Raw genomic sequence first — 12,196 nt, forward strand, 5'->3', positions numbered from 1 at the left:
GCGTATTATGACTGAAAAATTCAGACTGGTCCATTATATTAATCAGTTTTATGCTGGGATTGGCGGCGAAGAAAAAGCCGATATCACTCCCTTTAGTAAAGCTGAAGTAATTGGTCCAGGCCTAGCTTTTCAACAATCGCTAGGTGATAACGTTGAAATCGTAGGAACGGTGGTTTGCGGAGACAGTTATTTCAATGAAAACTTGGACTCTGCAAAATCGGAAGTGCTTAATTTAATTAAGGAATTCAAACCAGACATAGTCGTTGCGGGCCCTGCATTTAATGCGGGACGTTATGGGATGGCTTGTGGTGCTGTAAGTAAGGCAGTAATGGAAGAATTAAATATTCCTGCGGTTACTGGGATGTATGAAGAAAATCCCGGGTTAGATTTATACCGCAAGGATTCTTACATTGTGCCAACAAAAAATAGTGCTGCCGGAATGCGTAAAGTCGTTCCAGTAATGGCAAAACTAATTACTAAATTATTAAATAAAGAAGCAGTTGATCCCGAAACTGATAATTACTATGTAAGACATCGAAAAAATGTTCAATTGAAAGAACGCGGGTCAGCAAGAGCGGTTGATATGCTGGTGAAAAAAATAAAGGGTGAAGATTTCGTAACTGAATATCCAATGCCTGAATTTGATAATGTCGCACCAGCCGAAGCAATCAAAGATTTATCTAAAACACGAATTGGTTTAGTGACTTCTGGTGGGATTGTTCCAAAAGGAAATCCTGACCATATTGAATCTAGCTCAGCTTCAAAATTTGGTACCTATGATATTTCTGGTGTGGATCGTTTGACTTCAGAAAACTATGAGACAGCACATGGTGGCTATGATCCAATTTATGCGAATGAAGATCCTAATCGAGTGTTACCACTTGATGTTGTTCGCCAAGCGGAAAAAGACGGAAAAATCGGTAGTCTTCATCCTTATTTCTATACAACTGTGGGAAATGGAACTGCCGTTGCTAATGCTAAAAAATATGCAGCAGAAATTGCTAAAAAATTATTAGCAGATGGTGTCGAAGCAGTTATCTTAACTTCCACCTGAGGAACCTGTACTCGTTGCGGTGCAACGATGGTTAAAGAAATTGAAAAAACTGGTATCCCTGTAGTTCACATGTGTACAGTCGTACCAATCTCATTAACAGTAGGAGCAAACCGAATTGTTCCAACTGTTGCGATTCCTCATCCGCTAGGAAACCCAAGCTTGGCACCAGAGGAAGAGTATAAATTAAGAAAACAATTAGTTGATAAAGCTTTCAATGCTTTAACAACACCTGTAGATGCACAAACTGTTTTTGAATAATTTGAAGCGATAGAATGCGCTTATGAAGTGGCTAGCGCAATCTTTGTGCTAGCCACTTTTAAATGAGAAAGGAAGACTGTAAATGTATGATGTGATTATTATTGGTGGTGGCCCAGCAGGTTTAACAGCAGCAATCTATAATGCTAGAGCACGACTAAAAGTTTTAATCTTAGAACAAACAAAATTAGGCGGACAAATTGTGTCTACTCATGAAATAGCCAATTTCCCTGGTTCAATTAAACAAAATGATGGAGAAACCAGTGGACCAGAGTTAATTCAAAGAATGACTGAACAAGCTAAAGAATTTGGTGCAGAGATTGAAATCGGTAAAAAAGTAGTTGATCTGGATCTTTCTGATACAGTAAAAAAAATTACCTGTCAAGATGGAACGATCCTTGAAGCATATGCAGTTATTTGTGCAAATGGAGCGCACCCAAGAGGAATTGGTTGTCCAGGTGAACGAGAACTAAGTGGTAAAGGTGTCTCTTATTGTGCTACATGTGATGGCGCTTTCTTTGAAGATCTCGAAGTTTTTGTTATTGGTGGTGGAAACTCTGCCGTTGAAGAAGCTATGTTTATTACAACTTTTGCGCGTAAAGTTACATTAATTCAAAACTTAGCATTTTTAACAGCAGATGCAATAGCAATCGAGCAGGCCAAATCAAATGATAAGATTTCTTATATTTTTAATTCAGTCGTTGATAGTATTGAAGGAGATGGCATTGTTGAAGCCATGACGATTAAAAATACTGAAACTGGTGAATTAACTCGTTTCGAAGCAGATGAAGAAGATGGAACATTTGGTATATTTATCTTTATTGGTAATGTACCAAACTCAGATATTTATCAAGGCGTATTGAACTTGAATGAATATGGCTATGTTGTCACTGATGACGCAATGAAGACAGATGTACCAGGCGTATTTGCCTGTGGTGATGTCAGACCTAAAGTATTAAGACAAGTAATTACTGCAGCTGGAGATGGAGCAACCGCAGCATTCTCCGCACAAAAATATATCGAAAAAATCAAAAGCATGGAGGTTGTTTAAAATGATTGAATTAACTGTTGATAATTTTGAGAATGAAGTAACAAATAAAGATTTAGTTTTAGTCGACTGGTGGGGCGAAAGCTGTGAAAATTGCTTAGCTATGATGCCAGCGATTGAAGATTTAGCAAATGAATACGGTGAAAAAATTCCTTTTACTAAGTTTAATACATCGCAAAAGAAAGTCCGTCGATTCTGTATTCAACATAAAGTTTTAGGCTTACCAGTTGTTTCAATTTATAAAAACGGTGAAAAAGTCGATGAAGTAGCTAAAGATGATGTTACCCGTGAAAATGTTGAGGCTATGATTCAAAAATATATTTAGGCGGAAGGAAGTTAATCGATGAAATACTCAACTTTACAAGGCGCAAGTTACGTCTTAGTACACACGCCTGACATGATTGAACATAACGGTACTACAGTAATGACTGAAAAGATTACTACACCTGACAGTGATTATTTAAAATCATTGTATGACAATATAAGAACCTATGATCAAATAGTAGATTATGCACCCAATCAAACTTTTATTGGAAACATGGATTATGACCAATTAAAAGAAATTCCTCAACCATGGGTGAATCAAGAAAATCCACCAAAAGGAAAACGGTTTGGTGAATTTGGTGAAATTATGCCAGAGCTTGATTTTTATGGTTTGTTACAAATTGCTGACGTATTTGAACTGGTTCATTTAGAAGAAAACTTTGCTGAAGAAGTCCGAACAGCTTTGAGCAATCATCCATTATTTAAAGATGACGTTGAAAAAATTAAACATGAAAAACCTTTGGCTTGGTTGGAAGAAGAAATTGCTGAAAATGCTGCGGAAGGTTTGTATTATAATCGCCAATTAGTTGGTTGTGTATCAAGAGCCCATCAAATTGATGTAAATTTGAATGCTCATGTTATGTTGGAAAATTTAGTTGTTAAAGCCAGCGGAATTCTAGCGTTACGACATTTATTTGCTGATCAAAAAATTGACCCTGCAAAAGTTGACTATGTGATTGAATGTAGTGAAGAAGCCTGTGGTGATATGAATCAACGCGGTGGAGGTAACTTTGCCAAATCAATTGCTGAATTGTGTGGCTGTGTGAATGCAACAGGTAGTGATATCAGAAGTTTTTGCGCGGGCCCAACTCACGCTTTAATCAATGCTGCTTCATTAGTTGCGGCTGGAACGCATAAAAATGTAGTTGTTGTAGCCGGTGGTGCCTCAGCAAAACTTGGAATGAATGGAAAATCTCACGTGGGTAAAGGATTCCCTATATTGGAAGATGTTCTAGGTGGATTCGCGGCGGTAATTTCTGAAAATGACGGTAAACATCCAGTAATTCGTCATGATTTAACAGGGATGCACAAAGTCTCTAGTGGTTCTAGTCCACAAGCAGTAACAACGGCTTTGATTGGTGATGCTTTAACAAAAGCCAATTTATCAATTGAAGATGTAGACGTTTATTCCGTTGAAATGCAAAATCCAGATATTACTAAACCAGCCGGAGCAGGAGATGTACCACTATCAAATCTAAAAATGATTGGTGCAATCGGTGTGTTGCGGGGAGATATTGCTAAACCTGATTTAATGAAATTTGTAAACGAGAAAGCTTTAGTAGGTTGGGCACCAACACAGGGACATATTCCAAGTGGCGTACCATATTTAGGTTTTGCTACTAAGGATTTAACTTCTGGTGATAAAAGTCGTGCGATGATTGTCGGTAAAGGATCGCTTTTCTTAGGAAGAATGACTAATTTATTTGATGGTGTATCCATTATGATCGAACGAAATGATGGTAAAGTCGACGAACCTAGTGGCGATGTAGAAGCATTAGTGAAACAAGAAGTTGCAAAAGCGTTGAAAAAATTTGCCGCCAGTTTGTCGGAAGATTAGGGGTGATTTCATGTCTAATCAAGTAAATCAAGCAGTTTCAAAAGTTTTTAATCAACTTGCAGATGCGTTAGAAACTGGTCATATTGAACCAAGAATAAAAATTGGTTTAACGATTGATGGTAGCGAATTAGGTCTTGATGTCATGCGTCAGGCAGCTGAGACAATTAAACAGAATAATTTGTTTGATGTTGTCTTGATCGGCAGTGATGTAGAATGGGCCAGTGATTTTGAGCATGTATCTACCACCGATTGTCAAAAAGATGCTTACGAAATGATGGAAGAATTATTGCATGATGGAAAAATTGATGGTTGTGTAACTTTACATTATAATTTTCCAATCGGAGTAGCAACAGTTGGTCGAGTAATTACGCCAGCTTTTGGTCGTGAAATGATTATCGCTACTACCACAGGAACGGCAAGTACGCAAAGAAATGAAGCAATGTTGCTAAATGCCATCAATGGTGTAGCAGTTGCAAAAACATTAGGACATAAAGATCCAACCGTGGGTATTTTGAATGTCGATGGTGCAAAGACAGTTGAACGGGCTTTGGTTTCATTAAAAGAAAATGGTTATGGACTAAACTTCGGCGAAAGTGCTAGAGCGGATGGCGGTATCGTTTTGCGAGGGAACGATTTATTAACGGGAACTTGTGATGTTGTTGTTTGTGATAGCTTGACAGGTAATGTTTTAATGAAGCTATTTTCTGCTTATAATAGCGGCGGCCAATATGAAGTAGCTGGTTTTGGTTATGGCCCTGGTGTAGGATTAAATTATCGCGACAACATCTGTATCATCTCACGGGCAAGTGGCGCGCCAGTAATTGCAAATGCATTAACCTATGCTTACGAATTAGCAAAAGGAAAAATTGCTGATGTAAGTAAGGAAGAATATGACAAGGCTTTAAGTGCTCAATTAAATGCAATTCGTGAAAGTTTACAAGTTAAGACTGAAACAAGTGAGAAAGTTGTTGCCCCCGAAAAAGAAATTGTAACAGCGGAAATTGGCGGCATCGACGTGATGGAATTAGAAGAAGCTGTCCAAGCTTTATGGAAAGGAAATATTTACGCTGAAAGTGGCATGGGTTGTACTGGTCCGGTTTTACTTGTAAATGAAAAAAATGAAGCAATTGCAGGAGAGCTATTAAAAACAGAAAAATATTTATAAGACATAAAAAGTTCGAGAGTTTTTTCTTGGACTTTTTTTGTGATTAACTGGTTATTTTGATTAAAAATTCAATTGAAGACAAAAATCACTTTAGATATTTCTGATTTTTTGTTTTAATAGAGATAGCACATGAAAAGAAGGGAAGATTTTATGCAGGAATTAGAAGAACGAATTGCAGCAAGAGGCCGTGTTTTAGGTGAGAATGTCTTAAAAGTTGACGAATTTGTGACGCACCAAGTCGATCCTGTTTTAATGAATTTAATGGGAGATCGATTGGCGGAAGTATTTGCTGATAAAAAAATTACTAAAGTTGTTACTTTAGAAACTTCTGGTATTGCTCCAGCAATTTTTGCTGCTCAAACTTTGGGCGTACCAATGATTTTCGCTCGTAAATCAAAAAGCTTAACTATGAACGAAGAATTGTTGACGTCATCAGTTTATTCATTTACGAAACAAGTGACTAGTACTATTTCTATCTCACGTAAGTTTTTATCTGCTGAGGATAATGTCCTTATTGTGGATGACTTCTTGGCGAATGGACAAGCAGCCAAAGGATTAATTGAATTGTGTCGTCAGGCAGGAGCACATGTCGAGGGTGTTGGTATCATTATCGAAAAATCTTTCCAAGATGGTAGAAAGCTTTTGGAAGATATGGATATTCCGGTAGTTTCTCTAGCTCGGATTGCTTCATTGAAAAATGGTGAGATCGAATTTGCTAAGGCTGATGCGTAAAATATAAGTTTATAAAAGGGTCATTCTTTGTAAAAAAAACAAAGGTGATCTTTTTTTCCGAACGTTTTACTAATTATTTGAAATATCATTCAGTTTCTTTTTGACTTGCTTAATCTCACTTGCTAAAATAAAGACGACATAGAAAGGGGCACAATATGGTAGCAACAGTGGCTGTAATTATGGGTAGTACTTCTGATTGGGAAACAATGAAGTACGCTTGTGAGAGTTTAGATGAATTAGAAATTAATTATGAGAAGAAAGTTGTTTCTGCTCATCGAACACCGGATTTGATGTTCGAATTTGCCGAAAACGCAAGAAATCGAGGAATCAAAGTAATTATTGCCGGTGCTGGGGGTGCAGCTCATTTACCTGGAATGGTGGCAGCTAAAACAACTTTACCAGTGATAGGTGTACCAGTACAATCAAGAACACTAAATGGTTTAGACTCCTTATTATCAATTGTTCAGATGCCAGGTGGCGTTCCAGTTGCAACAACAGCAATTGGAAAAGCCGGTGCAACCAACGCAGGATTGTTAGCAGGTCAGATTCTATCAATTGAAGATGAAAAAATTGCTGAAAGATTGGCAGATAAAAGAGTACAAATGAAAGAAACTGTAATAGAAAGTAGTGAACAACTTGGTTAAAGCATTGCAACCGGGCGCAACAATTGGAATTGTCGGCGGCGGTCAATTAGGTAGAATGATGGCAATTAGTGCTAAAGAAATGGGCTTTCGAACTGGAATCGTCGACCCTGTTGAAGATTGTCCAGCAGCTCAAGTTTCAGATTGGCATATTATGGCGAACTACAATGATCAATTAGCTTTAGAAGAATTAGCTCGCCGCAGTGATGTGATTACTTATGAGTTTGAAAATGTTGACGTGGCAACACTGAATCAAATCGTTCAAAAAGCCAATGTTCCGCAAGGGACGGATTTGTTGGCGATCACTCAAGATCGTCTGATGGAAAAAAATTTTTTGGAGAATAATAATATTGTGATAGCGCCTTATGCCACTATCATTTCTCCAACGGATATTCAAGAAGCGATTGATGGGATTGGTTTTCCTTGTGTCTTGAAAACAACGCGAGGTGGGTATGATGGTCATGGGCAATATGTTTTAAAAAGTTCAGCTGATTTAGCGCCTTCTATGAATTTATTACGTCAAGGAACATGTGTCTTAGAATCATGGATTCCCTTTGAAAAAGAGTTATCGGTTATTGTAAGTGGTAATCTGCAAGGGGAGTATGTGACTTTTCCGGTAGTAGAAAATATTCATTGCAATAACATTTTACATGAAACGATTGCACCTGCAAGAATTGAACAAGATGTAGCAGATGAAATTAGTCGTATTGCTAAAGTCATTGCTAAAAGTGTCAGTCTGGTAGGTACTTTATGCATCGAATTATTTCTTACTGAGGCGGGAACACTTTATGTAAATGAATTAGCTCCACGACCACATAATTCAGGACATTATACGATTGAAGCTTGTTCAATCAGCCAATTCGATGCACATATTCGTGGCGTTTGCGGTTGGCCGTTAAGTCAACCCAAATTATTATCACCAGCTGTGATGGTAAATATTTTGGGTGAACGTTTATTGCATACTTATCAATTAATTGGTGAAAAACCCGATTGGCAGTTCCATTATTATGGCAAATCACCTGCTAAAAAAGGACGTAAAATGGGTCATATTACCATTTTAACTGAAGATGTTGATCAAACTTTAGAAGAAGTAAAAAATACAAAAATTTGGGACTAAAAAGGAGCAAAACATGATACCACGTTATACACGCAAAGAAATGGGCGACATTTGGAGTGACGAAAATCGTTACCGTGCTTGGTTGGAAGTTGAAATTTTGGCTGACGAGGCTTGGGCAGAATTAGGTGAGATTCCTAAAGCAGATGTTGAAAAAATCCGTGCCAATGCTGATTTTGATATTGATCGTATTTTAGAGATTGAAGAATCTACTAGGCATGATGTCGTTGCTTTTACAAGAGCAGTCTCTGAGACGTTAGGTGAAGAACGAAAATGGGTACATTATGGTTTGACAAGTACTGATGTTGTGGATACAGCATATGGTTATCTATATAAACAAGCCAATGATTTAATTCGTAAAGATTTAGCAGAATTTTTAGATATTATTGGAGAAAAAGCTAAAGCCAACAAAAATGTTGTGATGATGGGACGTACTCATGGTGTTCATGCGGAACCTACTTCTTTTGGTTTAAAATTGGCTACGTGGTATTCTGAAATGAAGCGAAATATCGAACGTTTTGATCATGCAGCAAAAGGAGTTGAAGCAGGCAAAATTTCTGGAGCAGTAGGAACTTTTGCTAACATTCCACCATTTGTTGAAGAATATGTTTGCGAACATCTAGGAATTCGTCCGCAAGAAATTTCTACGCAAGTTTTACCAAGAGATTTACATGCTGAATACTTTTCAAGCTTGGCATTAATTGCTACTTCAATTGAAAGATTTGCCACTGAAATCCGTGGTTTACAAAAATCTGAGACCCGTGAAGTTGAAGAATTTTTTGCAAAAGGTCAAAAGGGTTCTTCAGCAATGCCTCATAAACGTAATCCAATTGGTTCAGAAAATATGACTGGATTGGCACGAGTAGTTCGCGGCCATTTAATTACAGCTTTTGAAGATGTTGCTTTATGGCATGAAAGAGACATTTCTCACTCTTCTGCTGAAAGAATCATCACACCAGATACAACAATTTTAGTTGATTATATGTTAAATCGTTTTAGCAAAATAGTAAAAAATTTAACTGTCTTCCCAGAAAATATGAAACGTAATATGGAAGCAACTTTTGGTTTAATTTATAGTCAAAGAGTAATGTTAAAGCTAATTGATCATGGGATGTCACGAGAAGTAGCCTACGATTTGGTGCAACCGAAAACTGCGTATGCTTGGGATAACCAAGTTGCCTTCCGTCCATTATTAGAGGAAGATGAAAATATAACGAATGTTTTATCAGCTATTGATTTAGATGATGCCTTCGATTATAATTATCACTTAAGAAATGTCGATGAAATCTTTAAAAGAGTTGGTATTGAGTAAACTGATTATAAGTAACTAGGAGAAATCTTGGTTACTTTCGATAAATATTTTTGAAAGCGTTTTCAAATCAGAGGAGGAGGCTTAGGTCAGGAAGTACTAAAAAAATGAAAGATAGGATGGTTTTATGGATGCATTTTTAACAAGAATCAATTCTTTAATTTGGGGAGCACCGATGATTTTACTAATATTAGGTGTTGGGATTATCTTAACTATTGGTTCACGAGGGATTCAGATTCGAAAATTACCTTTAGCTTTAAAATATATGGTAAAAAACGAAGATGGTGGTGAAGGAGACGTAACGAGTTTCCAAGCATTAACTACAGCTCTTTCTGCAACAATCGGTACGGGAAATATAGTTGGGGTAGCTACGGCGATTGTGTCAGGTGGGCCAGGCGCATTATTTTGGCTAGAAATCGCTGGTTTATTGGGAATGGCAACAAAATATGCTGAAGGATTACTGGCAGTTAAATATCGAACTTTTGATGATCAAGGTAAGGCGTTGGGCGGTCCGTTTTACTATATCGAAAAAGGTTTAGGAATGAACTGGCGTTGGCTAGCAAAAATGTTTGCTTTCTTCGGAGCAATTGCTGGTATTATTGGGATTGGAACAATTACACAAATTAATGGTATTACTTCTTCTGCACAAGTATTTTTTGATCCGAATAATGCTCATACAATTAGTTTATTAGGCAATGATTATTCTTTGGCTGTCGTTATTTCCGGTGCTATTGTGACCGTTTTGGTATCGATCGTTTTAGTTGGTGGGGTCACTCGAATTGCCAAAGTTTCTGAAATTGTTGTACCGGCAATGATTGTTTTATATGTCGGTTTGTGTTTATTTATGATTATTTTTAATATTGGACGGTTACCAGCAGTGATTGTTGAAATCATCCAAAGTGCCTTTGGTTTACGGGCAGTATCAGGTGGTGCGCTGGGTGCGATGATGATCGCAATGCAGCGAGGGATTGCACGAGGTATTTTTTCAAATGAGTCTGGTTTAGGTAGCGCACCGATCGCTGCTGCTGCAGCGCAATCAAAAGAACCTGTAAGACAAGGTTTAGTTTCAATGACTGGAACATTTATCGATACATTAGTGGTTTGTAATATGACCGGTATGGCAATTATTTTAACTGGTGCTTGGGATCAAGGGCTGGAAGGATCAGCTGTTACAATTTTTGCATTTACACAGGCATTACCAATCTCTCAAACACTAGCTTCTTTTTTATTAATGCTTTGTCTGACATTCTTTGCTTTTACAACTATCTTAGGTTGGAATTATTATTCTGAAAGATGTCTTAGCTATTTAACTGGTGGAAATACAAAGTTTTCGTCAGCTTTTCGAGTATTATATATTTTAGCAGTATTTATTGGTCCTTATTTGACTGTCACAATGGTTTGGACAATCGCAGATATATTCAACGGATTAATGGCCTTTCCAAATATTGTTGCGTTGATTTTATTGAGCCCAGTAGTTATTCGAGAAACCAAATCATACTTTAGTCGAATGGCAGCTGGACAGTTGGACGAGCAATTACCAGTGAGTGATCTGGCTGTGTCGATTGATCAATATCAAGAAGAACCTGATATTGATGTAAATAAAGAAAATGATCTGATTCAAGCAATCAAACAAGAAGATGATTAAAAAAGAGAGTTTTCCGCTTTGGAAAACTCTTTTTTTAGGCATATGATAATAATTCTCCTTTTAACTCAACCAAGAGATCATCTACTAAATGATAGTCATATTCGTTTAAATTATAGAATACTTTTATTTGATAACCTTGTTTAAATAGTTTTTGATATTTAAGCTGGCTAATAATCAATTCATCATTATGATCGTTTATAAATGAAAAAGTCTGAATAGGCTGTTGCTTAGGCTTCAGCCATTTTTTCAGATTTTTATATGTATAAAAAGAGGTATTTACATTTTCTTTATGGGTGACATTCAAGCCAAGTAAATAGTTAAACAACTGGTGCTTATCTGCTTCATTCATATGATGTAGAAATTCTTGAGCAATTAATCCTGTCTGTAACATGTTCATTCCTCCGATATTATTGTCAAATAAACTATAGCACCTAATTTTTAATATGTAAACGCTATCTTTCTTTGACCTGAAATACAAAATTTAGCAAAAAACGAACATTAAGGATTAAAAAAGTATAAATATCCGATAAATAATTGACCCGGATTTTGTGAGTTGTTACACTATAATTGAATAAAATACGAATGATAATTGTTCGATAACAATAAATCATTCACAATTAAGAAGGGGTAACGCAAGTGGAAAAAGGCCAATTACTTTATCAAGGCAAAGCAAAAGAACTATTTCAAACGGATCAACCAGATTTGATTTGGGTTGAGTATTTGAATCAAGCAACGGCTTTAAACGGCGCTAAAAAAGACCAAATTAAAGGCAAAGGTGAGCTTAATAATCAAATCACTAGTTTAATTTTTCAACGTTTAGATGAAAAAGAAATTCGTAGTCATTTCGTAGAACAAATTTCAGAAACAGAACAAATTATCCAAGCAGTTGATATTATCCCGTTGGAAGTTGTCGTTCGGAATATCGCTGCCGGAAGCTTTTCAAAGCGTTTAGCAATTCCTGAAGGTACACAGGTGAAATTTCCGATTGTTGAATTTTATTTTAAAAATGACGAATTAGATGATCCAATGATTATTGAAGACCATATTAAGGTCTTAGATATTGCTACTGATGAAGAAATTACAACGTTAAAAACAATGGCTTTAGCAGTTGATGAAGCGTTAAGTGAACTGTTTGATGAAATTGGCATTCTCTTAGTAGATTTTAAATTAGAGTTTGGCCGAACAAGAGATGGTTCAATTTTATTGGCTGATGAAATATCACCTGACACTTGCCGTTTATGGGATAAGTCCACAAATGAACATTTAGATAAAGATATCTACCGTAGAAATTTAGGGGATTTAATCCCTGTTTATCAAGAAGTCTTAAATCGATTAAAAGGAGAGTAAAAAA

At 36.7% G+C, this 12,196-nt stretch carries 11 protein-coding genes and 1 pseudogene; 11 read left to right on the forward strand and 1 reads right to left on the reverse strand.

The window, feature by feature from the left end; translation table 11 throughout:
• Window positions 1-7: 7 nt before the first annotated feature.
• The 10 genes and pseudogenes from grdB to ACVWNY_RS06200 all read left to right on the forward strand — a co-directional run.
• Window positions 8-1,312 (forward strand): glycine reductase complex selenoprotein B, encoded by a 1,305-nt coding sequence (grdB, locus tag ACVWNY_RS06155; protein ID WP_246601407.1) that lies wholly within the window; start codon window positions 8-10, stop codon window positions 1,310-1,312.
• Window positions 1,313-1,394: 82 nt separating this feature from the next.
• The gene (locus tag ACVWNY_RS06160; RefSeq protein WP_218325353.1) at window positions 1,395-2,360 is read left to right on the forward strand and encodes an NAD(P)/FAD-dependent oxidoreductase; all 966 of its coding nucleotides are present in this window, start codon (window positions 1,395-1,397) and stop codon (window positions 2,358-2,360) included.
• A gap of 1 nt (window position 2,361) precedes the next feature.
• Entirely contained in the window at window positions 2,362-2,682 is a 321-nt protein-coding gene (gene trxA / locus ACVWNY_RS06165; protein ID WP_218325352.1) for a thioredoxin TrxA, read from the forward strand.
• 18 nt (window positions 2,683-2,700) lie between these two features.
• Window positions 2,701-4,239 carry a glycine/sarcosine/betaine reductase complex component C subunit beta gene (gene grdC, locus ACVWNY_RS06170; protein ID WP_454071826.1) on the forward strand — a complete coding sequence of 513 codons (1,539 nt, stop codon included), beginning with the start codon at window positions 2,701-2,703 and terminating at the stop codon, window positions 4,237-4,239.
• Window positions 4,240-4,249: 10 nt separating this feature from the next.
• A complete protein-coding gene (grdD, locus tag ACVWNY_RS06175; protein ID WP_454071827.1) occupies window positions 4,250-5,404 on the forward strand; it encodes a glycine/sarcosine/betaine reductase complex component C subunit alpha in 1,155 nt (384 codons plus the stop codon).
• A 150-nt stretch (window positions 5,405-5,554) separates the two neighbouring features.
• The gene (locus ACVWNY_RS06180) at window positions 5,555-6,136 is read left to right on the forward strand and encodes a xanthine phosphoribosyltransferase (protein ID WP_218325456.1); all 582 of its coding nucleotides are present in this window, start codon (window positions 5,555-5,557) and stop codon (window positions 6,134-6,136) included.
• A gap of 155 nt (window positions 6,137-6,291) precedes the next feature.
• Window positions 6,292-6,780 (forward strand): 5-(carboxyamino)imidazole ribonucleotide mutase, encoded by a 489-nt coding sequence (purE, locus tag ACVWNY_RS06185; protein WP_454071828.1) that lies wholly within the window; start codon window positions 6,292-6,294, stop codon window positions 6,778-6,780.
• Window positions 6,773-7,894, forward strand: a complete 1,122-nt coding sequence (gene purK, locus ACVWNY_RS06190) for a 5-(carboxyamino)imidazole ribonucleotide synthase (protein ID WP_454071829.1) — start codon at window positions 6,773-6,775, stop codon at window positions 7,892-7,894. The genes purE and purK overlap by 8 nt, the downstream gene beginning before the upstream one ends.
• Window positions 7,895-7,907: 13 nt before the next feature.
• On the forward strand, window positions 7,908-9,203 hold the full coding sequence (purB, locus tag ACVWNY_RS06195; protein ID WP_454071830.1) for an adenylosuccinate lyase: 1,296 nt from the start codon (window positions 7,908-7,910) through the stop codon (window positions 9,201-9,203).
• A 124-nt stretch (window positions 9,204-9,327) separates the two neighbouring features.
• Window positions 9,328-10,749: pseudogene (locus ACVWNY_RS06200) on the forward strand (alanine/glycine:cation symporter family protein); the annotation flags it as partial.
• 130 nt (window positions 10,750-10,879) lie between these two features.
• On the opposite strand, the gene ACVWNY_RS06205 reads toward ACVWNY_RS06200, so the two are convergent.
• Window positions 10,880-11,236: a hypothetical protein gene (locus ACVWNY_RS06205; protein ID WP_218325345.1), complete on the reverse strand. Its 357-nt coding sequence runs from the start codon at window positions 11,234-11,236 to the stop codon at window positions 10,880-10,882.
• Window positions 11,237-11,481: 245 nt separating this feature from the next.
• Here ACVWNY_RS06205 and purC point away from each other — a divergent pair, with 245 nt between their 5' ends.
• Window positions 11,482-12,192 carry a phosphoribosylaminoimidazolesuccinocarboxamide synthase gene (gene purC, locus ACVWNY_RS06210; protein ID WP_454071831.1) on the forward strand — a complete coding sequence of 237 codons (711 nt, stop codon included), beginning with the start codon at window positions 11,482-11,484 and terminating at the stop codon, window positions 12,190-12,192.
• Window positions 12,193-12,196: the final 4 nt, after the last annotated feature.

This window comes from Enterococcus sp. JNUCC 77 (genome assembly GCF_054819945.1).

What these genes read in the sequence shown, in the direction of transcription:
- purB (WP_454071830.1), top strand. Translation starts at nt 7,908, where the DNA reads ATGATACCACGTTATACACGCAAAGAAATGGGCGACATTTGGAGTGAC.
- purE (WP_454071828.1), top strand. Translation starts at nt 6,292, where the DNA reads ATGGTAGCAACAGTGGCTGTAATTATGGGTAGTACTTCTGATTGGGAA.
- grdC (WP_454071826.1), top strand. Translation starts at nt 2,701, where the DNA reads ATGAAATACTCAACTTTACAAGGCGCAAGTTACGTCTTAGTACACACG.
- ACVWNY_RS06160 (WP_218325353.1), top strand. Translation starts at nt 1,395, where the DNA reads ATGTATGATGTGATTATTATTGGTGGTGGCCCAGCAGGTTTAACAGCA.
- grdD (WP_454071827.1), top strand. Translation starts at nt 4,250, where the DNA reads ATGTCTAATCAAGTAAATCAAGCAGTTTCAAAAGTTTTTAATCAACTT.
- trxA (WP_218325352.1), top strand. Translation starts at nt 2,362, where the DNA reads ATGATTGAATTAACTGTTGATAATTTTGAGAATGAAGTAACAAATAAA.
- ACVWNY_RS06205 (WP_218325345.1), bottom strand. Translation starts at nt 11,236, where the DNA reads ATGTTACAGACAGGATTAATTGCTCAAGAATTTCTACATCATATGAAT.
- ACVWNY_RS06180 (WP_218325456.1), top strand. Translation starts at nt 5,555, where the DNA reads ATGCAGGAATTAGAAGAACGAATTGCAGCAAGAGGCCGTGTTTTAGGT.